Below are 22,376 nucleotides of genomic sequence, written 5' to 3' on the forward strand. Positions count from 1 at the left end.
TCGTTATGGGAAAACCTGAAATATTACAGGGTTTTACGGCGTTGACAGGGTTTGCTGAACGCCTGACTTAACAAATCAAGTTCGGGACAGCTCCACCTGAAAACAGCAGCCACTGGGCTCCATCGTAGTCAGGCTGACGCTCCAGCCCTGGTTTTCACAAATCCGCTGCACCAGTGAAAGCCCCAGGCCCAAGCCTTCCCCGCGTTTTTCAGTGCCCCGAACGAAGGGTTCGAACATTGCCTCGCGTTTTTCCTCGGGAATGCCCACACCGCTGTCTTCGACCAGAAATCCCGTGCCCGTCAGGCTCAGGCGGATGAAGCCCCGTTCTGTGTAGTGCAAGGCGTTGCGCAGCAAGTTACCCATCACCGCGTGCAGGAGCGTCGCATTGTAGCCCTTGGCCTCAGGGTTGCCCGGTTCGAAGATCAGTTTCAACCCTTTGCTTTCAATGGGGCCGCGCCACAGACCGACCAGGCCCTCGGCTACCTGGCCCAGGGGCTGCTGCGGCGACATGCTGTTGTCTTCGCGCTTGGCGCGGGCCAGCATCAGGAAGGTTTGCACCAGCTCACGCATTTCTTCACATGCCCGGGCAATGCGCTCGACCTGAGCGCGACCGCGCTGATCGAGACCTGGGTTTTCCAGCAACAACTCGCAGGAACTGGCCAGGATCATCAGGGGCGTACGCAATTCGTGGCTGACATCGCTGGTGAACAAACGCTCGCGGGTCAGGGCCTGACGCAAGCGCCCGAGGGTGGCGTCGAAGGCCACGGCCAGTTCGCCCACTTCGTCGGCGGCATAATCCGGAGCCAAGGGAGGAGCCAAACCCAGCAGTTGATCGCGATGGCGTACCTGGCGGGCCAACCGTACCACCGGCGCCATGACCTTGCGTGCCAGCACCCAGCCGAGAAATACAGCCAGTGCCAGGCTCAGTACGAAACCCACCAGCACCACGGCAAACAGCACCCGCTCGCGCTCTTCAAAATCGCTCTGGTCCTGCAACAGCACGTAACGTCGGCCGTCGACGATTTCGACCATGGCGTGGTACGACAGGTTTTCGCGGAACACTTCGTGGAAACCCGGCTCCAGATGCCGCAAATCCTTGGGCAAATTGAAATCGCCTGGCCCGTTGCTGAAGTAGAACAATTGGTCCGGTTCGGGTCGGTGGCTCCAGTCCGTGACATTGTCCATCAGCAACAGGCGCTGCAAATCGCCGCCCAGACCGGCCGAAATCAGTTTTTCCTCCACCAGGTGCACGGTCGCCACGATGCCCATGGCAAAGGCACCCGCCACCAGTGCGCTCATCAGCGCAAAGGCAATGATGATGCGTTGAGCAAGGCTCTGCTTAAACTCCATCACGGCCCTCGGCCAGGCGATACCCCACACCGTGCACGGTTTGCAGTAATGGTTTGGCGAACGGCTTGTCGATCACCTGGCGCAGTTGGTGGACATGACTGCGCAGGCTGTCGCTGTCCGGGCAGTCGTCGCCCCAGAGCGCTTCTTCAAGAATTTCACGGCGCAACACATGAGGGCTTTTCTGCATCAACACGGCCAGCAACTTCAGGCCGACCGGGTTGAGTTTCAGCAACCGGCCTTCGCGAGTGACTTCCAGTGTGTCGAGGTCGTAGCTAAGGTCGCCGACCTGCAAGGTCCGCCGCCCGCCGCCCTGGGTTCGGCGCATGACCGCTTCGATCCGCGCCGCCAGCTCAGACAGGGCGAACGGTTTGATCAGATAGTCATCGGCGCCGGACTTGAAGCCCTGCAGACGGTCATCCAGTTGATCGCGGGCCGTGAGCATGATCACCGGCGTTTCGCGGCGAGCATCCTCGCGCAGGCGCTTGCACAGGGTGTAGCCATCGATGCCGGGCAACATGATATCGAGCACGATCAAATCGTAATGCTCGGTGGCCGCCAGATGCAGGCCCGACAGACCATCCTGAGCGCAATCGACGGTATAGCCTTTGAGCCCCAGGTAATCGGCCAGGTTGGCGAGGATATCGCGGTTGTCTTCAACCAATAGAATTCGCATGGGTATCTCTCCGTCCACAGTAACGGCCGTCGTGGCCCGCGCAGCTTAAGGCGAAGTTCCGCTCAGGGCTAGGACTGAGTGAAGCGCAAAAGCGCGGAAATTGACCGATTACAGCCTTAACGAGTTTTTCACCGGCGATTCACATGCTGGCGACAGAGTCGGGCTCAAACTCTGCGCGGCTGCGCATTTGAGAACATTCACTGATCAAGGAACTAGCATGGTTTCGACCCTTGCCCGCCCTGCCCCTCGTCCGCTCAATTTCTGGGTGTGCCTTGGAGTCCCCGCCGTAGTCGCGATCATTCTGGTATTGCTCGAATTGACCAGTCTGGACATGGACCTGGCCAAGCTGTTTTACGACCCGGTCACCGGGGAATTCATCGGACGCCACAGTTACTTCCTCGAGGACATCCTGCACGATCGCGCCAAGCAAGTGGTCATCGCCTTCTCGGTGTTTGCCATCCTCGCCTTCATCGCTTCGTTCTTCATGGCCAGGCTCAAACCGCTCAAGCGGGAACTGGGTTGCCTGGTGCTGTCCCTGGGCCTGGCGACTTCCTTTGTCACGCCCATCAAAGCAGTGACCGCGGTGCAATGCCCATGGAGCCTCGAACAATTCGGCGGTCACGAAACCTACAGCGAACTGTTGAGTCCTCGCCCGCACACCGATAAACCAGGGCGTTGCTGGCCCGGCGGCCATGCGGCCACCGGCTTCACCCTGTTTGCCCTGTTTTTCGTACTGCGTGACCGTCGCCCGCGCATGGCTCGCGCAGCGTTGGTCTTCGCCTTTGCCCTCGGCTCGGTGTTCTCCATCGGGCGGATGATGCAGGGCGCACACTTCTTCTCGCACAACGTGTGGACGGCGGTGTTCTGCTGGCTGATTTGTTTGGGGTCGTATTACTACGTTCTGTATCGACCGGCCTTGAGGGCGGATCGCGAGGCAAGTGCAGAACCTGTCAGCGCCTGACCTGACGCCTTCGCGGGCAAGCCACGCCCCCACAGAGACGATGCAGATCCTGTGGGAGCGTGGCTTGCCCGCGATGGGCGCGACGCAATCTCCAGCCAACCCCAAATTGAAGGCAATAAAAAACCCCGCCTGCTTTCGCAGACGGGGTTTTTTCGTACAGGGGTAAGGCTGGCTTACATCATGCCGCCCATGCCGCCCATACCGCCCATGTCTGGCATACCGCCGCCAGCTGCACCTTCTTTCTTCGGTGCATCAGCAACAGCGGCTTCGGTGGTCAGGATCAGACCGCCGATCGACGATGCAGCTTGCAGCGCGGAACGGGTGACCTTGGTCGGATCCAGGATACCCATTTCGATCATGTCGCCGTATTCGCCAGTCGCAGCGTTGTAACCGAAGTTACCTTTGCCGTTCTTGACTTCGTTGACCACAACGCTTGGCTCGTCACCGCTGTTGGCAGCGATCTGACGCAGCGGTGCTTCAACGGCACGACGCAGAACAGCGATACCTACGTCCTGATCAGCGTTGTCGCCTTTCAGATCGTTCAGGGTTTGCAGAGCGCGGATCAGCGCAACGCCACCGCCAGGTACCACGCCTTCTTCAACGGCTGCACGGGTAGCGTGCAGGGCGTCTTCAACGCGGGCTTTCTTCTCTTTCATTTCAACTTCGGAACCAGCGCCAACCTTGATCACTGCAACGCCGCCGGACAGCTTGGCCAGACGCTCTTGCAGTTTTTCACGGTCGTAGTCCGAGGAAGTTTCGGCAACCTGAGCACGGATCTGAGTGATGCGTGCTTCGATGTCGCCGTGTACGCCAGCACCGTCAACGATGATGGTGTTTTCCTTGGACAGGGTCACGCGCTTGGCGCTGCCCAGGTTTTCCAGGGTTGCGCTTTCCAGGCTCAGGCCGATCTCTTCGGAGATAACGGTACCGCCGGTCAGAACGGCGATGTCCTGCAGCATGGCCTTGCGACGATCGCCGAAGCCTGGAGCCTTGACGGCTGCGACTTTAACGATGCCACGCATGTTGTTCACAACCAGAGTCGCCAGGGCTTCGCCTTCAACGTCTTCGGCCACGATCAGCAGTGGACGGCCGGCTTTGGCAACGGCTTCCAGCACTGGCAGCATTTCGCGGATGTTCGAGATCTTCTTGTCGACCAGCAGGATCAGCGGGCCGTCCAGCTCAGCGACCATGGTCTCTGGCTTGTTGACGAAGTACGGGGACAGGTAACCACGGTCGAACTGCATGCCTTCAACAACCGACAGTTCGTTTTCCAGGCCCGAGCCTTCTTCAACGGTGATCACGCCTTCTTTACCGACTTTTTCCATGGCTTCGGCAATGATGTCGCCGATGGAGTTGTCGGAGTTGGCCGAGATGGTGCCGACCTGGGCGATAGCCTTGGTGTCAGCGCATGGCTTGGACAGGTTTTTCAGCTCTTTGACGATGGCGATGGTCGCCTTGTCGATGCCGCGCTTGAGGTCCATCGGGTTCATGCCGGCAGCGACGGCTTTCAGGCCTTCGTTGACGATCGACTGAGCCAGAACGGTAGCGGTGGTAGTACCGTCACCAGCGTCATCGTTGGCACGGGAGGCAACGTCTTTGACCAGCTGCGCGCCCATGTTTTCGAAACGGTCTTCCAGTTCGATTTCTTTGGCGACGGAAACGCCGTCCTTGGTGATGGTCGGAGCGCCGAAGCTCTTCTCGATGATCACGTTACGGCCTTTCGGGCCCAGGGTCGCTTTTACTGCGTCAGCCAGGACGTTGACGCCCTTGAGCATTTTTTTACGGGCGGAATCGCCAAACAGAACTTCTTTAGCAGCCATGATCGATATTCCTTAAATACTTTGTAGTAGCGGGAAAATGAACGGGGGTATCAGCCTTCGATAACGGCGAGGATTTCGTTCTCGCTCATTACCAGCAGGTCTTCGCCGTCGACTTTCACAGTGTTGCTGCCGGAGTAAGGACCGAACACAACCTTGTCGCCCACTTTCACGGACAGTGCACGCACTTCACCGTTTTCCAGTACGCGGCCGGTGCCTACAGCGAGGATTTCGCCGCTGTTGGCTTTTTCAGCAGCCGAACCTGGCAGGACGATACCGCCAGCGGTTTTCTTTTCTTCTTCGCTGCGACGGATGACGACGCGGTCATGCAGAGGACGAAGCTTCATTGTCGATCTCTCCTAATTGTGGTTTTCATCGGCCGGTGTAGTCCCGGCGGGTTTAACAAAGGCCGGCGGTGCCGGTTGCGGTTCGTCAAGCGAACCGCGGAAGTCTGTCTGGCTTGTTCGCCAGAAACCTTGCGGTGACCGTTACATAAGGGCGCATAAGCTTATTACAAGGGCGGCGGTGAAAAAATTTTCAGGTCGATGCCCCGCAAACGAACACGGCACCCGAAGGTGCCGTGTCGATGTGCGTATTACTTGGTATCGCGGTGTTCGAACTCGCCTTCGATCACGTTGGGCTCGCGGCCCAGCGGCTCGCGAGGCGCCGGGCCGCCACGGGCCTGGAGGTCGTCGGCGAACGCTCGCTGACGCATCGCCTGCTCTTCGGCGCGCTGACGCATTTTACTCGCCAGCAGGCGACGACTGAACGGCAGCAGCATGAACAGGCCGATCACATCGCTGATGAAGCCCGGAAGAATTAGCAGGCCACCGGCCAATGCCAGCATCAGGCCTTCGAGCATGGTCTGGGCCGGCAGTTCGCCGCGGCTCAGGCTTTCACGGGCACGCAGGGCCGTGGCCAGGCCGGCGATGCGCAGCACAAACACGCCGAACATCGAGCCGAGAATGATCAGCAGCAGGGCCGGGAAGAACCCGATGGACCCTGCCACCTTGACGAATACGAACAGCTCCAACACCGGGAACAGCAGAAAGAGCAACAAAAAAGGGCGCATCAAATGGTTCCTCAACGCAAGAATGCCTTGCCAGTTCACCTTAGATGACGTCGCCGTTTCGTGAATTCAAGCGTCGGCCACTTCATTTTTCGGCCAATGATCGGCGTGGGCCAGAGAAACCAAGGCTTCGCGAACTTGTGTCGGCGTATTACAAGGCGCTTGGAACGGTAACCAGTACAGACTTTGACCGATGCGCAGGTGCATGCCTTCGCAATCGATGCCGACCATTTGCGCCGGCACGTTTTTCGGCAGCCCGGCCAGATCGACGTAATGGGCGATGGCCTTGGCGTGATCGGCGTTCATGTGCTCGACCATGCTCACTTCGGCCTTGCCGGCGAACGGGTTGGCCAGGGTCAGCTCGTTGACCCAATGAATCGCGCCAAAACCGCCGATGTAACGGTGGCGTACAGGCTCAAGCACCCAGAAATCGAAATCGTGGGCCTTGTGATAACCCTTCGACTCCGGGAAGTAGCGGTAGTAACGCTCGGAGGCCGCGTCGATGGCGGCTTCGTCTTCGAGCTGCTGCGCCTCAGCCAGGTAAGTCAGTCGACCAACGGCCTGGACATCTTCGGCACCACGTTCGCCGACAAAGAGCGAGCATTTCGGATCTTTTTGCAGATTATGAGTGTGCTGGGCGATGCGGCTGATCAGGATCAGCGGCCGGCCCTGCTCGTCCAGGCAGTACGGAACCACGGAACCGAACGGAAAACCGGGCATTGATTTGGAGTGCGTCGAGAGCACCCCACGGTATTCCTTGAGAAGCAATTCTCGTGCATGCTTAGCCGCTTCAACGCTCAATTTATGACTCCTTAAATAGAATCCGTCAGAAAAACGGACGAGCTGCTGGCGAAAGTCCCAGCACGCCATCGGGGGCAGTTCTCATGTGCAGCCAGGCCAGGTCAGGCGCAGATCGAGAGGCTCTCTAAAGGAAACCACTCAGACCTGCTACCGGGGCATGCGAATGCAACTCACTGACAAAGTAATCATTATCACTGGCGGTTGCCAGGGTTTAGGCCGCTCCATGGCCGAGTATTTCGCAGGCCTGGGCGCGAAACTCGCGCTGGTGGACCTGAACCAGGAAAAACTCGACGACGCCGTCGCGGCCTGCAAGGCCCAAGGTGTCGAGGCCCGCGCCTACCTGTGCAACGTGGCCAACGAAGAGCAAGTGACCCACATGGTTGCCCAGGTCGCTGAAGACTTCGGCGCGATCCATGGCTTGATCAACAACGCCGGGATCCTGCGCGACGGCCTGTTGCTCAAGGTCAAGGATGGCGAAATGACCAAGATGAGCCTGGCCCAGTGGCAGGCCGTCATCGACGTCAACCTGACCGGCGTGTTCCTGTGCACCCGTGAAGTCGCGGCGAAAATGGTCGAGCTGAACAACAGTGGCGCGATCATCAATATCTCGTCGATTTCCCGCGCCGGCAACGTCGGTCAGACCAACTACTCCGCCGCCAAGGCCGGTGTTGCTGCGGCGACCGTGACCTGGGCCAAGGAACTGGCACGCTACGGCATTCGCGTCGCCGGCATTGCACCGGGCTTCATCGAAACCGAAATGACCCTGGGCATGAAGCCTGAAGCGCTGGAGAAGATGACTGCGGGGATCCCGCTCAAGCGCATGGGCAAGCCTGAGGAAATCGCCCATTCGGCGGCTTACATCTTCGAGAACGACTATTACACCGGTCGGATTCTGGAGATGGATGGCGGGTTGCGTCTCTAAATCCACCACAAAACAACTACTGTAGGAGCGAGCTTGCTCGCGATGGTGTGTCAGGCACATTGGTGTAACTGACCCACCATCGCGAGCAAGCTCGCTCCTACAAGGGGATTGCGTTCACACCCTCAGTCGTCGCTGACGCTGATGTTCGGCATCGCCGGCGTCAACGCTTCCTGCAACACGATCCGCGCGCCGACATGGCGGGCCAGTTCCTGGTAAACCATCGCAATCTGGCTATCAGGCTCGGCGATCACTGTTGGCTTGCCGCCATCGGCCTGCTCGCGGATGACCATCGACAGCGGCAGCGAAGCCAGCAGTTCAACGCCATACTGGTTGGCCAGTTTCACACCACCGCCTTCGCCAAACAGATGCTCGGCATGTCCGCAGTTGGAGCAGATGTGCACGGCCATGTTTTCCACCACGCCCAGCACCGGGATGTTGACCTTGCGGAACATTTCCACGCCCTTGCGTGCGTCCAGCAATGCCAGGTCCTGCGGGGTGGTCACGATCACCGCACCGGCCACCGGCACTTTCTGCGCCAGGGTCAACTGGATGTCACCGGTGCCTGGCGGCATGTCGATGACCAGGTAATCGAGGTCACCCCACGCGGTCTGGGTGACCAGTTGCAACAGGGCGCCCGAAACCATCGGCCCACGCCAGACCATCGGCGTGTTGTCGTCGGTGAGGAAAGCCATGGACATCACTTCGACGCCATGGGACTTGAGCGGAACGAACCATTTCTGATCCTTGACCTCGGGGCGGGTACGCTCGGGGATGCCGAACATGATGCCCTGGCTCGGACCGTAGATATCCGCATCGAGAATCCCGACCTTGGCGCCTTCCCGGGCCAGAGCCAGGGCCAGGTTGGCCGCCGTGGTGGATTTGCCCACGCCGCCCTTGCCGGACGCCACGGCCACCACGTTTTTCACGTTCGCCAAGCCCGGAATCTGCGCCTGAGCCTTGTGCGCGGCGATCACGCTAGTGATTTCGACCTTGGCACTTGCCACGCCATCCAGCCCCTGAATGGCCATTTCCAGCATCTGCGCCCAGCCACTCTTGAACAGACCGGCGGCGTAACCCAGTTCAAGCTGAACGCTGACGCGGTCGCCCTGAATCTCGATGTTGCGCACGCACCCGGCGCTGACCGGGTCCAGGTTCAGGTAAGGGTCGGTGTATTGGCGAAGGACGGCTTCCACCGCTGCGCGATTGACGGCGCTCATGGGCAACTCCGAAAACAGGACTGGAAAAGATAGTGGGTATCGTACCTGTTCTGCGCCCGAGGCGGCATGCCTGTAGACCATTTGTTGCGAAGGCATTCATGTGGCGAGGGGGCTTGCCCCCGTTGGGTGGCGAAGCCGCCCCAATCCCGGCAGCCCGGTTCCGACAATTGGATCGCATCAGCCTTATTACGACTGCTGCGCAGTCGAACGGGGGCGAGCCCCCTCGCCACAGTTTTCACCAGCTATGCATCCGGAAACAGGCTCACAGGGTGAAAAATATGCGCCGGCGCTTTATAGTGGCCGACCTCCGTTTCATCAAGTAGCCGAGCCCCATGTCCGAGCCACGCAAGATCCTCGTCACCAGCGCCCTGCCCTATGCCAATGGTTCGATTCACCTCGGCCATATGCTGGAATACATCCAGACCGATATGTGGGTGCGCTTCCAGAAGCACCGCGGCAATCAATGCATCTATGTCTGCGCCGACGACGCCCACGGTTCGGCGATCATGCTGCGCGCGGAAAAGGAAGGCATCACCCCGGAACAACTGATCGCCAACGTCCAGGCCGAACACAGCGCCGACTTTGCCGACTTCCTGGTGGACTTCGACAATTTCCACTCCACTCACGCCGAAGAAAACCGTGAGCTGTCGAGCCAGATCTACCTGAAGCTGCGTGACGCCGGGCACATCGCCACGCGTTCGATCACCCAGTACTTCGACCCGGAAAAGAAAATGTTCCTGGCCGACCGCTTCATCAAGGGCACCTGCCCGAAATGCGGCACCGAAGACCAGTACGGCGACAACTGCGAAAAATGCGGTGCGACCTACGCACCGACTGACCTGAAGGATCCGAAGTCGGCGATCTCCGGCGCCACCCCAGTGCTCAAGGATTCCCAGCACTTCTTCTTCAAGCTGCCAGACTTCCAGCAAATGCTGCAAACCTGGACCCGCAGCGGCACCCTGCAGGATGCCGTCGCCAACAAGATCGCCGAATGGCTGGATGCCGGCCTGCAACAGTGGGACATCTCCCGCGATGCACCGTATTTCGGTTTTGAAATCCCCGACGAGCCGGGCAAGTACTTCTACGTGTGGCTGGATGCGCCGATCGGTTACATGGCCAGCTTCAAGAACCTGTGCAACCGCACGCCGGAGCTGGACTTCGACGCGTTCTGGGGCAAGGACTCCACCGCCGAGCTGTACCATTTCATCGGCAAGGACATCGTCAACTTCCACGCCCTGTTCTGGCCAGCCATGCTCGAGGGCGCGGGCTACCGCAAGCCGACCGGCATCAACGTGCACGGCTACCTGACTGTCAACGGTCAGAAAATGTCCAAGTCCCGCGGCACCTTCATCAAGGCCCGGACCTACCTGGACCACCTGTCGCCGGAATACCTGCGCTATTACTACGCGGCCAAGCTGGGCCGTGGCGTTGATGACCTCGATCTGAACCTCGAAGACTTCGTGCAGAAGGTCAACTCCGACCTGGTGGGCAAGGTCGTCAACATCGCCAGCCGTTGTGCCGGTTTCATCAACAAGGGCAATGCCGGCGTAATGGTCGACACCAACGCCGCGCCTGAACTGACCGAAGCCTTCCTGGCCGCCGCGCCAGGTATCGCCGACGCCTATGAAGCCCGCGACTTTGCCCGTGCCATGCGCGAGATCATGGGCCTGGCCGACCGCGCCAACGCCTGGATCGCCGACAAGGCGCCGTGGTCGTTGAACAAACAGGAAGGCAAACAGGATGAAGTCCAGGCCATCTGCGCCACAGGCGTCAACCTGTTCCGCCAACTGGTGATCTTCCTCAAGCCGGTGCTGCCGCTGCTGGCCGCCGACGCCGAGGCGTTCCTCAACGTCGCGCCGCTGACCTGGAACGATCACGCGACCTTGCTCGGCAATCACCAGCTGAACGAGTTCAAGCCGCTGATGACCCGCATCGACCCGGTAAAAGTGCAAGCCATGACCGACGCCTCGAAAGAAGACCTGACCGCCAGCCAGACCGACACTGGCGAAGCCGCACCTGCCGGCAATGGCGAACTGGCCAAGGATCCGCTGTCGCCGGAAATCGAGTTCGACACCTTTGCCGCTGTCGACCTGCGTGTCGCGCTGATCGTCAAGGCTGAACACGTGGAAGGTGCCGACAAGCTGTTGCGCCTGACCCTGGATATCGGTGACGAGCAACGCAACGTATTCTCCGGGATCAAGAGCGCTTACCCGGACCCGTCCAAGCTCGATGGGCGCCTGACCATGATGATCGCCAACCTCAAGCCACGGAAAATGAAGTTCGGTATCTCCGAAGGCATGGTGATGGCGGCAGGCCCTGGCGGAGAAGAAATCTACCTGCTCAGCCCTGACAGCGGCGCCAAGCCTGGCCAGCGCATCAAGTAAGGTCTGCGGCAAATCGATCCCACAGTCGTGCCTGGCGCGGCTGTGGGATTTTCATGTCTGGCCCACCCTCCCGCCTTGCCGGATAATGCCTAAGCTTTTTAGACCATCTCCTGTAGGAGCGAGCTCGCTCGCGATGGTCGTTAACGATTATGCGTGTCCACAGGTTGAACGCAGCGCCCTTGAGTCCATCGTCGGAACGCCGCCCGGACCAAGCTCGCTCCTACAAAAACTACCGTTCTTGTCGGCACGAACAATGACCGAAATCCTGCTTACGCTTATCAGTGCTGCCCTGATCAACAACCTCGTGTTGCAATGGCCATTGGCCGTCGATCCACTGTTGGCCGGTCAGCGTCGTCAGGTACATGCCCTGGGCATTGCGACGACATGCCTGATGCTGGTCGTGGGCATGCTCGGCTACGCGCTCTATCAATGGATGCTGGTGCCACTACAATTGACGCCGCTGCGTCTGTTTGTGTTTCTGCCATTGAGCGTGCTGCTGATCAGCCCGTTGCTGAAGTTGCTGGCGCGGTTGTTTTCGACACTACCATTCGAAGGCCTCTGGCCGTTGCTGCTAGGCAATGCTGGCGTACTCGGCGTGGCCCTGCTCAATGCTCAGGAAGACAAGGGCTTCTTTCACGCCACTGCCTTGAGCCTCGGTGCAGGGTTGGGCTTCTGGCTGGTGTTGAGCCTGTTCACTGATTTGCGTGAACGCACGGCCGACAACGATGTTCCCCTGCCCTTTCGCGGCTTGCCGATCGACCTGATTGGTGCCGGCCTGATCGCAGTGGCTTTTCTCGGATTCAGCGGACTGATCAAAACATGAGTCTGATTCAATGCATCGACGCACTCTTGCCGCAAACCCAATGCGGCAAGTGCGGGCACCCCGGGTGCAAGCCGTATGCCGAAGGCATCGCCAGCGGTGAGCCGATCAACAAGTGCCCGCCCGGAGGCAACGAAACCATCGCGGCCCTGGCTGAACTGCTGAAGGTGCCGGTGCTGGAGTTGGACATCACTCGCGGCTCGGCACCTGCGCAGATCGCCTATATCCGCGAGGCCGAGTGCATTGGTTGCACCAAGTGCATTCAGGCCTGCCCGATCGATGCCATCGTCGGCGCGGCCAAGCTGATGCACACGGTGATCATTGATGAGTGCACCGGTTGCGACCTCTGCGTGGCACCGTGCCCGGTGGACTGCATCGAAATGCGCCCATTGCAGCCGAACACTGTACTGCCTGTTGTCGGGGGCCTGGCTCTCACACCGCAGGCGCGGCAGGCCCGCAACCTCAAGCGCGATCACGCACGGCGCCGCTTCGAACAACGCAATGCCCGCCTGCAGCGTGAGGAGCAACAGAAAATCGCCGAGCGCCAGGCAAGGCAGCGAGCCGCACAACCTGCCGAGACGACAGCCGACCCGGTGCAGGCGGCCCTCGAGCGCGTCCGCGCACAGAAAACCGCCAATGCCGATGCCGCGCTGAAAAAGGCCAAGATCGAGGTGGCGATGAGTCGGGCGCAGTTGCACAAATCGCTGAAGGCCTTCGGGCATCCGCCGACCTTCGAACAGCAATCGCAGTTGATCACACTGCAACAACAGTTCGAAGCCGCCGAACAAAACCTGGCGCAACTGGAAAGCGCCGCTCCACCTTCCCCTGCGCCGACGGTCGCAGCTGCGTCGTCAAATGATGCCGATCTGAAACGGGCCAAGATCCAGTTGGCCATGCGTCGCGCCGAACTCAAGAAGGCTCAGGCCAACGAAGCACCAGCGGAACAAATCGAAGCCCTGGAACGCGCACTCGGTGAAGCCGAACGCCTGGTGGACGCCCATGCCAGCCCTTGACGTGGTGGATGATCGCCTGCAACAGGCGATGAAACTGGTGCTGTTGGCCACGCTGCCGGGAATCCTGGCGGCGTTCTGGCTGTACGGCTGGGGTGTGTTGATCAATCTGCTTCTGGCGGCCACTGCCGCGTTGGCCGTCGAGGCCGCCGTCGTGCAATGGCGCAAGCAGCCGCCGGGGCCAACTTTGAGTGACGGTAGCGCGCTGGTCAGTGCCACATTGCTGGCTCTGGCACTGCCGCCTTACTGCCCATGGTGGCTGACCCTCAGTGCTGCCGCTTCTGCGATGGTGTTCGGCAAGCACTTGTATGGTGGCGTCGGTTCGAATCCCTTCAACCCGGCGATGCTTGGCTTGGCTCTGGTACTGGTGACCTTTCCCCAACCAATGACCCATTGGCCATTGCCCCATGGCATGGATCTGTTGAGCGGCCTGCAGCACGTGTTTGGCATCGGCCATGTGCCGGATGCGTGGGTGCAGGCCACGGCACTGGACAGTCTGCGGATCAACAAAAGCCTGACCATGGATGAACTGTTTGCCGGCAACCCGGCATTCGGCCACTTTGGCGGCCGGGGGGTGGAATGGGTGAACCTGGCCTTTGTGGCGGGTGGAGCGTTTCTCCTGCAACGAAGGGTGATCAGCTGGCATGCACCGGTCGGCATGCTGGCCAGCCTGTTCATCATCAGCCTGTTGTGCTGGAACGGCTCGGGCTCCGACTCCCATGGCTCGCCGTTGTTTCATCTGCTGACCGGCGCGACCATGCTGGGTGCGTTCTTCATCATCACCGAACCGGTGTCCGGCGCCAGAAGCCCTGGCGCGAAACTGTTGTTCGGCGCTGGTGTTGGGCTTCTCACTTATCTGATTCGTACCTGGGGTGGCTACCCGGACGGCATCGCCTTCGCTGTGCTGTTGATGAACCTGTGCGTGCCGGCGCTGGAGCGGTTCGTGGCGGCCAGGCAACAGCCGGAGGCGCCATGAACCGGACATCAAGCATCGCGCTTGTGGTGCTTTTGGCCGCACTGGGCCTTGGCGTGACGTACTTCGTACAACTCGGCAGCGCGCCACGCATTGCAGCCGAACAGCGCCTGATCGACAGCCGTAACCTGCTGGACCTGATCGCGCCGGACAGCTACGACAATCAACCACTCGAACACCCCATAACGATTGAAGCAGCCGCACTGACCAACAGCACCTTGCTGGGTGGTTATCTGGCGACCCGGGCCGATCAGCCCGTCGCGGTCTTGCTGCGCAGTCAAACCCTTGGCTACGCCGGTGCCATCGACCTGTTGATCGCAGTCGACGCCAATGGCAGGTTGCTGGGCGTCAAAACCCTCAAACAGTCGGAAACACCAGGACTTGGGGCTCGGATCGCCGACTGGCCCAATGCCTGGCTCCAGGTTTTTTCCGGCAAGTCTCGAACAGAACCCGGTGACAGCGGCTGGGCGCTGAAAAAGGATCAGGGACAGTTCGATCAGATCGCAGGCGCAACCATCACCTCAAGAGCGGTGATCAATGCCGTCCACGATGCCTTGCGCTACTTCGATGAACACCGGCAACAACTGCTCGGAATCCCTGCCCATGGATAACTCATCGACTCTGCGCAACGCCTTGATGCTGACGCCACTGATCGGCGTCACCCACTCGCTGATGGCTGCAGTTGGCCTGTGCCTGATGTTCTTGGTGGTGACTCAGTTGTTCGGTCTGGCCATGGGTGCCCTGCGATCTCGACTGGTCCCGGCGACCCGTATGCTGGCCAGCATCCTGTTGGCAGCCACCCTCACCAGTTGCGCGGAACTCATGGCACAAGCCTGGTCGCTGCAATGGCAGCAGCATCTGGGGATTTATGGAGCCTTGATCGCCTTGCAATGCGTTGTACTGGAACACACCGGGGTCTTTCAGAGCGATTGGCGTCAACGCCTGCGACTCAATAGCCTGTTTGCCACGCTGATGATCACGCTGGGCCTGCTGCGCGAACTCATCGGCAACGGAACACTTGGAAACCATCTATCGTGGCTGTTCGGTGCAACGCAAACTGACTGGCATGGCTGGGTGCTGGTGGCTGACGGCGGACTGCGCCTGACCACACTGGTCCCTGGCGGGTTCATCATGCTCGGACTCCTGATCGCCGCCTGGCAGGCCTGGCGCCCGACGCCCACACATTGATTGCCTTCGAGGAAACGCACTGCCCATGAATGCCGCAAAACGTCTGGAAATTTTCCGCCGACTGCACGAGGACAACCCGGAACCAAAGACCGAACTGGCCTATTCCTCCCCCTTCGAATTACTGATTGCCGTGATTCTCTCGGCGCAGTCCACCGATGTCGGCGTCAACAAGGCCACAGCCAGGCTTTTCCCGGTCGCCAATACCCCGGCAGCGATGCATGCCCTGGGTGTCGAAGGGCTGTCGGAGTACATCAAGACCATCGGGCTGTACAACAGCAAAGCGAAAAACGTGATCGAAACCTGCCGTTTGCTGGTCGAGCGTCACGCCGGCGAGGTCCCACAAACCCGCGAAGAGCTGGAAGCACTGCCCGGCGTCGGCCGCAAGACCGCCAACGTGGTACTCAATACGGCATTCCGTCAGCTGACCATGGCCGTCGACACGCATATTTTCAGGGTCAGCAACCGGACTGGCATTGCTCCCGGCAAGAATGTGGTGGAAGTCGAGAAAAAACTGATGAAGTTCGTGCCCAAGGAGTACCTGCTCGACTCCCATCACTGGCTGATCCTTCATGGTCGCTATGTTTGCCTGGCCCGCAAGCCCCGATGCGGAAGCTGCCGGATCGAGGATTTGTGCGAATACAAGCACAAAACCTCCGACGATTGAGGCGCTATTGGGTTTATTGATTTGTCGATTGAAAAAATCTTTTTTACCCGCCGGGAGAATGTCGATATAAGGGGCGCCAAAGGCCTTCTTAGCCTGGAGCAACTAAATGAGTACTGGCAAAGAGCAATTAGACGTAGAAGACGATTTCACCACCGCCGAAACCGATGATGCTGAACCGGTGGTTGAAGTAGCGAAAACTAATCTGAGCAAACGCCGCACCATCGACAACCTGCTGGAGGAGCGCCGACTGCAAAAGCAATTGGCCGATTACGATTTTGATTTATGACACCTGAAAGCCTCCCGAAACGGAGGCTTTTTTTTGCTAAGTGCCGTACCCCGATAGGCGCCCCTTGTCGCGCAGTTATGCCATCACACCAGACCATTGCGTTGTGCCAGTTCGATCAGATCGACCAGAGACCGCGCATTCAGCTTGAGCAACAGGCGGGTCTTGTAAGTACTGACTGTTTTATTGCTGAGAAACATCCCATCGGCAATCTCTTTATTGGTCTTTCCTCGGGCCAACTGCTGCAGGACCATCATTTCCCGCCCCGACAATCGATCGACCATATCGGCCTCACTGGCATTCCCCAAACTGCATCGTACGGTATGCAAGGCTTGATTAGGAAAGTAACTGTAGCCTGACAAAACGGCCTTTATTGCACTGAGCAACTCCGTGAGATCTTGTTGTTTGCAGACATAACCGGCTGCACCGGATTGCATGCAACGCATCGAAAAATTTCCCGGCGCCTGGGAAGTCAAAATCAGCACTTTCATCGGCATTGAAGTCGAAGACAAACGCGCGATGACTTCCAACCCGTCCAGTTTCGGAATCCCGATATCCAGAATGACAATGTCCGGCATAAGTTCTCGGGCTAGTTGCAGTGCGTCCACACCATTATCGGTTTCTGCAATAACTTCGTAGCCATGACGCTCCATTAGCATACGTACCGCAAGACGAATGACGGGGTGATCATCCACGATCAGCACTTTATTCATGGGCAAGTCCAATTTTCGCTGTTCGAATTTTTAGAGCCCGCACAATAGCCTAGTCGTTTCACCCATGGCATGTCGCCCCTCCCGGCCACCCACACCAAGAGACATCCCCTACAAACAACACGGATTCCTCCTACAAAAATCCCTCGAACAGAATGAATTTAAAACTGTATCAGCGTCAGTGTGTCGCACTTTCCAGCAGCCACCTGTGTCGATTTACGACCAGAATTTTTCGAGAGCCAGCTTGATCCGGTCGCGCCCTGACAAACACTAGCCCCTACCTTTCCGCTAAAACGTAACTGATATTTTCGCACTCAACACTCACACCAGAAATATCACACACTTCGCATCCAATTACTCTTACAGCAAATAATATTTTTTGAGCAATCATTAAAACACGCCAAAAATTCAAGAAACCGAAGAGCAATACAACAAACAAATAAAAACCTGTCAAAAACCAGCAGACAATCAAAATCACTACAATAGGCACCACATCGAACCAACTTCATAAACCACTCGAGAACAGACAACCCGGCATGAGTACAGAATATGATAAAAAAACGAATCACCAACCCAATGACAATTATCGCGATATTCGCAGCGCTCTCTGAAACGTCGGCAGCCGTCTCTCTACCCTTCCTTGATCAGGAGGAAAGAGAACTCTACGTCTGGTTCCTGATCAGCTTTCCGTTTTATTTACTTTTGCTTTTTTTCGCGACACTCAACTTCAACTATAAATCACTTTATGCACCCTCCGATTTTGAAAAGGGAAAGCACTTCATGAAGGTCATGGATGATGTTGGGCGCTCGGAAAAAAAAGCGTCCGCAAAACCGCCTGAAAACCCCACACTGGAAACGTCAGCGAATGACTGGCGGTCAGCCCGAACGCCCTGTGGCGCACAGGACCCGCCAACCGGGATTGGTCTGCAAACCACTGTCTCTGTTCAGCATCACCTTCAGTTACCGGAACCGGTAAAAGACCTGTACATCGTTGATGTGCGCTGGATGAGCGAAGAGGTCGAGTTTGGAGCGCTGCTGGAAAAAATCCAGAGGCCACGGGAAAAGACGGCGTACGTGATTCTGTTTGTCACTTGTGCCGTTTCGGAGAAATTACTGAAAGCCAGTGCGCTTGGACATACAAAGCAGGCCAGCAAACGCGGTGCCGCCTTTTATGTGGCCTACAATCTGGACTCGCACAGATTGTCGGTCATTGATCACGCCGGGCAACCGGCGAACAGCAACCTGTAGTACAGGTCAGGCCATCGAGAAGGAGAAAAACAGTAAATCATCAGCGGAAACGAAAACACCCGACAACACAGTAACTGGTATCACACCCCGTTTTCAGGTACCTGACCTCGTCGAGGACGAGGTCAGGTATCCATCACGATGTCAAAGGTCTCAGAACAGCTTCCGGCCTTTGTTCGCCGCAATGCGCATGCGCAGGGCGTTGAGCTTGATGAAGCCCGCGGCATCCGCCTGGTTGTACGCGCCGCCATCTTCTTCGAAGGTAGCGATGTTGGCGTCGAACAGCGAGTCGTCGGACTTGCGGCCAGTGACGATCACATTGCCCTTGTACAGTTTCAGGCGCACAACGCCGTTCACGTTGACCTGGGACGCATCGATCATCTGTTGCAGCATCAGACGCTCAGGGCTCCACCAGTAGCCGGTATAGATCAGGCTGGCGTACTTGGGCATCAGCTCGTCCTTGAGGTGAGCCACTTCGCGGTCCAGGGTGATCGATTCGATCGCACGGTGGGCACGCAGCATGATGGTGCCGCCAGGGGTTTCGTAGCAGCCACGGGACTTCATGCCCACGTAGCGGTTCTCGACGATGTCGAGACGGCCGATACCGTGCTCACCACCGATACGGTTCAGGGTCGCCAGCACGGTGGCCGGAGTCATTTCGACGCCGTCCAGCGCGACGATGTCGCCGTTGCGGTAGGTCAGTTCCAGGTACTGCGGCTTGTCTGGAGCGTTTTCCGGGGAAACGGTCCAGCGCCACATGTCTTCTTCGTGCTCGGTCCAGGTGTCTTCCAGCACGCCGCCTTCATAGGAGATGTGCAGCAGGTTGGCATCCATGGAGTACGGGGACTTCTTCTTGCCGTGGCGCTCGATCGGAATCGCGTGCTTCGCGGCGTAATCCATCAGCTTTTCACGGGACAGCAGGTCCCACTCGCGCCAAGGAGCGATCACTTTCACACCTGGCTTCAAGGCGTACGCACCGAGCTCGAAACGAACCTGGTCGTTACCCTTGCCGGTGGCGCCATGGGAAATGGCGTCTGCACCGGTTTCGTTGGCAATTTCGATCAGGCGCTTGGCGATCAGCGGACGAGCGATGGAAGTACCCAGCAGGTACTCGCCTTCGTAAACGGTGTTGGCGCGGAACATCGGGAAAACGAAATCGCGCACGAACTCTTCGCGCAAGTCGTCGATGTAGATCTCTTTGACGCCCATGGCCTGAGCCTTGGCGCGTGCAGGTTCGACCTCTTCGCCCTGACCCAGGTCAGCGGTGAAGGTCACTACTTCACAGTTATAAGTATCCTGCAGCCACTTGAGGATCACCGAAGTGTCCAGGCCGCCGGAATACGCCAGAACGACCTTGTTTACGTCCGCCATGCCATCACTCCACGGGGTTCTACGGAAAGCCGGGAAGTCTACCGCTCATGCAGAATAATTTACAGTGGCGCGACAGCTTATGACGACGAAGCGACAGATTATGTCGAGGGCGCGACGATTACAGCCGGGTCAGGAAGTGGCCGAAGTGGCCGCTTTCGTCGCTTGCGGGGCGACTTGTTCCGCGGGTGCTCCGCGCTCCAGGCGCACTGCTACTCGACGGTTCTTCGCGCGGTTGGTGTTGTTGGTGTTAGGCGCCACCGGATAACGCTCGCCATGGAAACGCAGGGTGATTTGCGATTCCTGGATGCCGTTGGCCTTGAAGAACTCCATCACTGCCAGGGCTCGGCGCCGCGACAGGTCGCGGTTGGTCAGGCGATTGCCGCTGTTGTCGGAGTGACCGTCGAGCTCGATGTGATTGACCGTCGGATCGGCCTTCATGTACTCCAGCATTACCTGCAGTTTGGCTTTTGCGGCGCTGTCGAGTTCGATTCCGCCGCCGGGGAAGCCGATTTCCGATTGCTTCACCTGTTCGAAATTCTGTGGCAACAGTTTCGCCACGCAACCCTGGTAGTCGGCAAACGCCTTGGTGAACCTGACCGGCAACAAGCGTACTTCCGACACCCGCCCATCCCCCGAGGAATGTCGAACGACCGGGCTGCGACCGTCCATCAGGCCACTAATCAGACGCCCGGCCTGAACCTGTGAGCTATTGAACAATACGTTGCCACTGCCGATTCTCACCGTGCCCAGGTTGATATCGTCACGGCCCGGCTGCCACGGCGCGGCAGCGGCCAGCAAGGTGGCCGAACCACCGCCGATCATCGGGTTGTAGGCTTTCAGACGGAAAGTCGCCTGCTCGCCGGCACGACGCACGAACTCGCCCGAACCGAAATCGGTAACCGGCTGAGTCAGGCGGCATTCGAACTTGTCGCCTTCGACCGTCCACTCAATGTTCTCCAGACGTGTCTGGAAAGTGAGCGCCATGGCCGGAAGGCTGGCAAACACACTGAGCAAGGCTAAATAACGCTGGCGCACGGGAGGCTCCACTGGCTTCTACAACGAAAAGACCGACACACACATGTTTACGGCATACCTGTTGGATATCGGAAGCTTCCTGCAAAACTTGATAGCGAGTGCCTGCAAGAGTCTTTTCCGGTAGCATTCCCTTGAGTTTGACCCGCCTGGAATCCCCTCATGTCCGACCGCCTGACCCTGCTGCGTCCCGACGACTGGCATATTCATCTTCGCGATGGTGCCGTGCTGACCAATACCGTCGCGGATGTCGCGCGCACCTTTGGCCGCGCCATCATCATGCCCAACCTGGTTCCACCGGTACGCAATGCGGCCGAAGCCGACGGCTATCGGCAGCGGATTCTCGCTGCCCGCCCGACCGGCAGCCTGTTCGAGCCACTGATGGTCCTGTACCTGACCGACCGCACCCAGCCTGAAGAAATTCGCGAGGCCAAGGCCAGCGGATTCATTCACGCCGCCAAGCTGTACCCGGCCGGCGCGACCACCAACTCGGATTCTGGCGTCACCAGCATCGACAAAATCTTCCCTGCACTCGAGGCCATGGCCGAAGTCGGGATGCCGTTGTTGGTCCACGGTGAAGTCACCCGGGGCGATGTCGACGTGTTCGACCGAGAAAAAATCTTCATCGACGAGCACTTGCGTCGTGTGGTCGAGCGCTTCCCGACCCTCAAAGTGGTCTTCGAACACATCACCACCGCGGACGCCGTGCAGTTCGTCAACTCGGCTTCGGCCAACGTGGGCGCGACCATCACCGCGCATCACCTGCTGTACAACCGCAACCACATGCTGGTGGGCGGGATTCGGCCGCACTTCTATTGCCTGCCGATCCTCAAGCGCAATACCCACCAGGAAGCCCTGCTCGACGCGGCCACCAGCGGTAGCGACAAGTTCTTCCTCGGCACCGACTCGGCCCCCCACGCCCAGCATGCCAAGGAAGCGGCCTGCGGCTGCGCCGGTTGCTACACCGCCTATGCGGCAATCGAGATGTACGCCGAAGCCTTCGAACAGCGCAATGCGCTGGACAAGCTCGAGGCCTTCGCCAGCCTCAACGGCCCGCGCTTCTACGGTCTGCCGGCCAACACCGATCGCATCACCCTGGTCCGCGAAGAGTGGACCGCCCCGACCAGCCTGCCATTTGGCGAGCTGACCGTTATCCCGCTGCGCGCCGGTGAAAAACTGCGCTGGCGCCTGCTGGAGGAACACGCGTGAGTGAAGACCATTTCGACGACGAACTGGAAGGCAATGGCGGCGGAGGCGGCCCTCGTCATCCAATGGCGGCAAGGTTTCGTGGTTACCTGCCGGTTGTCGTCGATGTAGAGACCGGTGGCTTCAACTCGGCCACCGATGCCCTGCTGGAGATCGCCGCGACCACCATCGCCATGGATGAAAAGGGTTTTGTTTACCCGGATCACACCTACTTTTTCCGTGTCGAGCCGTTCGAAGGCGCGAACATCGAAGCGGCAGCCCTGGAATTCACCGGGATCAAGCTCGATCACCCGCTGCGCATGGCGGTGAGTGAAGAGTCTGCCCTGAACGATATCTTCCGCGGCGTGCGCAAGGCCCTCAAGGCCAACGGTTGCAAACGGGCGATCCTGGTCGGGCATAACAGCAGTTTCGACCTGGGCTTCCTGAATGCGGCGGTTGCGCGGCTGGACATGAAGCGCAATCCGTTCCATCCGTTCTCCAGCTTCGATACCGCAACGCTGGCCGGTCTCGCTTACGGCCAGACCGTGTTGGCCAAAGCGTGCCAGGCAGCGGACATCGACTTCGACGGTCGCGAGGCTCACTCGGCTCGCTACGACACCGAGAAGACGGCAGAGCTGTTCTGCGGCATCGTCAATCGCTGGAAGCAGATGGGTGGTTGGGAAGATTTCGGCGACTGAGTG

The 22,376-nt window shown here is 58.8% G+C and carries 23 protein-coding genes; 13 read left to right on the plus strand and 10 right to left on the minus strand.

What is annotated here, in order from left to right:
- Positions 1 to 75: 75 nt before the first annotated feature.
- Both AC1RDQ_RS14460 and colR read right to left on the minus strand, forming a co-directional pair.
- Positions 76 to 1,350, minus strand: a complete 1,275-nt coding sequence (locus AC1RDQ_RS14460; RefSeq protein ID WP_492587578.1) for a sensor histidine kinase — start codon at positions 1,348 to 1,350, stop codon at positions 76 to 78.
- Positions 1,340 to 2,023 carry a two-component system response regulator ColR gene (colR, locus tag AC1RDQ_RS14465; RefSeq protein ID WP_007985839.1) on the minus strand — a complete coding sequence of 228 codons (684 nt, stop codon included), beginning with the start codon at positions 2,021 to 2,023 and terminating at the stop codon, positions 1,340 to 1,342. Before colR ends, AC1RDQ_RS14460 begins: the two co-directional genes overlap by 11 nt.
- Before the next feature lie 217 nt (positions 2,024 to 2,240).
- Here colR and AC1RDQ_RS14470 point away from each other — a divergent pair, with 217 nt between their 5' ends.
- The gene (locus tag AC1RDQ_RS14470) at positions 2,241 to 2,984 is read left to right on the plus strand and encodes a phosphatase PAP2 family protein (RefSeq protein ID WP_492587579.1); all 744 of its coding nucleotides are present in this window, start codon (positions 2,241 to 2,243) and stop codon (positions 2,982 to 2,984) included.
- Positions 2,985 to 3,157: 173 nt separating this feature from the next.
- On the opposite strand, the gene groL is transcribed toward AC1RDQ_RS14470, so the two are convergent.
- From groL to AC1RDQ_RS14490, 4 genes are all read right to left on the minus strand, one after another.
- Complete coding sequence (gene groL, locus AC1RDQ_RS14475; protein WP_090457529.1) at positions 3,158 to 4,804, minus strand: chaperonin GroEL; 1,647 nt, start codon at positions 4,802 to 4,804, stop codon at positions 3,158 to 3,160.
- 50 nt (positions 4,805 to 4,854) lie between these two features.
- Positions 4,855 to 5,148, minus strand: coding sequence for a co-chaperone GroES (locus AC1RDQ_RS14480; protein WP_007985847.1), 294 nt, complete (start codon positions 5,146 to 5,148; stop codon positions 4,855 to 4,857).
- 248 nt (positions 5,149 to 5,396) lie between these two features.
- Complete coding sequence (locus AC1RDQ_RS14485) at positions 5,397 to 5,873, minus strand: FxsA family protein (RefSeq protein ID WP_492587580.1); 477 nt, start codon at positions 5,871 to 5,873, stop codon at positions 5,397 to 5,399.
- A gap of 66 nt (positions 5,874 to 5,939) precedes the next feature.
- Positions 5,940 to 6,671 carry a HugZ family pyridoxamine 5'-phosphate oxidase gene (locus AC1RDQ_RS14490; RefSeq protein WP_492587581.1) on the minus strand — a complete coding sequence of 244 codons (732 nt, stop codon included), beginning with the start codon at positions 6,669 to 6,671 and terminating at the stop codon, positions 5,940 to 5,942.
- 163 nt (positions 6,672 to 6,834) lie between these two features.
- Here AC1RDQ_RS14490 and AC1RDQ_RS14495 point away from each other — a divergent pair, with 163 nt between their 5' ends.
- Entirely contained in the window at positions 6,835 to 7,593 is a 759-nt protein-coding gene (locus AC1RDQ_RS14495) for an SDR family oxidoreductase (RefSeq protein WP_492587582.1), read from the plus strand.
- 122 nt (positions 7,594 to 7,715) lie between these two features.
- Here the strand turns inward: AC1RDQ_RS14495 and apbC are convergent, their stop codons facing one another.
- Positions 7,716 to 8,810, minus strand: a complete 1,095-nt coding sequence (gene apbC / locus AC1RDQ_RS14500) for an iron-sulfur cluster carrier protein ApbC (protein ID WP_057713446.1) — start codon at positions 8,808 to 8,810, stop codon at positions 7,716 to 7,718.
- A 332-nt stretch (positions 8,811 to 9,142) separates the two neighbouring features.
- Here apbC and metG point away from each other — a divergent pair, with 332 nt between their 5' ends.
- The 8 genes from metG to AC1RDQ_RS14540 all read left to right on the plus strand — a co-directional run bounded on the left by metG (position 9,143) and on the right by AC1RDQ_RS14540 (position 16,135).
- Complete coding sequence (gene metG / locus AC1RDQ_RS14505; RefSeq protein WP_056726133.1) at positions 9,143 to 11,194, plus strand: methionine--tRNA ligase; 2,052 nt, start codon at positions 9,143 to 9,145, stop codon at positions 11,192 to 11,194.
- Positions 11,195 to 11,447: 253 nt separating this feature from the next.
- Entirely contained in the window at positions 11,448 to 12,017 is a 570-nt protein-coding gene (locus AC1RDQ_RS14510; RefSeq protein ID WP_154860461.1) for an electron transport complex protein RnfA, read from the plus strand.
- Positions 12,014 to 13,027, plus strand: coding sequence for an electron transport complex subunit RsxB (gene rsxB / locus AC1RDQ_RS14515; protein ID WP_492587583.1), 1,014 nt, complete (start codon positions 12,014 to 12,016; stop codon positions 13,025 to 13,027). The genes AC1RDQ_RS14510 and rsxB overlap by 4 nt, the downstream gene beginning before the upstream one ends.
- Positions 13,014 to 14,000: an RnfABCDGE type electron transport complex subunit D gene (locus AC1RDQ_RS14520; protein ID WP_349736441.1), complete on the plus strand. Its 987-nt coding sequence runs from the start codon at positions 13,014 to 13,016 to the stop codon at positions 13,998 to 14,000. Before rsxB ends, AC1RDQ_RS14520 begins: the two co-directional genes overlap by 14 nt.
- Positions 13,997 to 14,608: an RnfABCDGE type electron transport complex subunit G gene (locus tag AC1RDQ_RS14525; RefSeq protein ID WP_057713441.1), complete on the plus strand. Its 612-nt coding sequence runs from the start codon at positions 13,997 to 13,999 to the stop codon at positions 14,606 to 14,608. The genes AC1RDQ_RS14520 and AC1RDQ_RS14525 overlap by 4 nt, the downstream gene beginning before the upstream one ends.
- A complete protein-coding gene (locus tag AC1RDQ_RS14530) occupies positions 14,601 to 15,185 on the plus strand; it encodes an Rnf-Nqr domain containing protein (protein WP_407514593.1) in 585 nt (194 codons plus the stop codon). Before AC1RDQ_RS14525 ends, AC1RDQ_RS14530 begins: the two co-directional genes overlap by 8 nt.
- Positions 15,186 to 15,210: 25 nt before the next feature.
- Complete coding sequence (gene nth / locus AC1RDQ_RS14535; RefSeq protein WP_057713439.1) at positions 15,211 to 15,849, plus strand: endonuclease III; 639 nt, start codon at positions 15,211 to 15,213, stop codon at positions 15,847 to 15,849.
- Positions 15,850 to 15,955: 106 nt separating this feature from the next.
- Positions 15,956 to 16,135: a PA3496 family putative envelope integrity protein gene (locus tag AC1RDQ_RS14540; RefSeq protein WP_007972325.1), complete on the plus strand. Its 180-nt coding sequence runs from the start codon at positions 15,956 to 15,958 to the stop codon at positions 16,133 to 16,135.
- 83 nt (positions 16,136 to 16,218) lie between these two features.
- Here the strand turns inward: AC1RDQ_RS14540 and AC1RDQ_RS14545 are convergent, their stop codons facing one another.
- A complete protein-coding gene (locus AC1RDQ_RS14545; RefSeq protein WP_492587584.1) occupies positions 16,219 to 16,845 on the minus strand; it encodes a response regulator in 627 nt (208 codons plus the stop codon).
- A gap of 546 nt (positions 16,846 to 17,391) precedes the next feature.
- Here AC1RDQ_RS14545 and AC1RDQ_RS14550 point away from each other — a divergent pair.
- Positions 17,392 to 18,090 carry a hypothetical protein gene (locus AC1RDQ_RS14550; protein ID WP_218494252.1) on the plus strand — a complete coding sequence of 233 codons (699 nt, stop codon included), beginning with the start codon at positions 17,392 to 17,394 and terminating at the stop codon, positions 18,088 to 18,090.
- A 150-nt stretch (positions 18,091 to 18,240) separates the two neighbouring features.
- On the opposite strand, the gene AC1RDQ_RS14555 is transcribed toward AC1RDQ_RS14550, so the two are convergent.
- Both AC1RDQ_RS14555 and AC1RDQ_RS14560 read right to left on the minus strand, forming a co-directional pair.
- On the minus strand, positions 18,241 to 19,458 hold the full coding sequence (locus AC1RDQ_RS14555) for an argininosuccinate synthase (protein WP_007972320.1): 1,218 nt from the start codon (positions 19,456 to 19,458) through the stop codon (positions 18,241 to 18,243).
- 129 nt (positions 19,459 to 19,587) lie between these two features.
- On the minus strand, positions 19,588 to 20,493 hold the full coding sequence (locus AC1RDQ_RS14560; protein ID WP_057713436.1) for a flagellar protein MotY: 906 nt from the start codon (positions 20,491 to 20,493) through the stop codon (positions 19,588 to 19,590).
- Between the two features lie 159 nt (positions 20,494 to 20,652).
- Between AC1RDQ_RS14560 and pyrC the strand changes: the two genes are divergently transcribed.
- Together pyrC and rnt are read left to right on the plus strand one after the other, a co-directional pair.
- Positions 20,653 to 21,699: a dihydroorotase gene (gene pyrC, locus AC1RDQ_RS14565; protein WP_492587585.1), complete on the plus strand. Its 1,047-nt coding sequence runs from the start codon at positions 20,653 to 20,655 to the stop codon at positions 21,697 to 21,699.
- On the plus strand, positions 21,696 to 22,373 hold the full coding sequence (rnt, locus tag AC1RDQ_RS14570; protein ID WP_057713434.1) for a ribonuclease T: 678 nt from the start codon (positions 21,696 to 21,698) through the stop codon (positions 22,371 to 22,373). The genes pyrC and rnt overlap by 4 nt, the downstream gene beginning before the upstream one ends.
- Positions 22,374 to 22,376 lie beyond the last annotated feature (3 nt).

The organism is Pseudomonas sp. GW823-FHT02E01 (genome assembly GCF_058797535.1).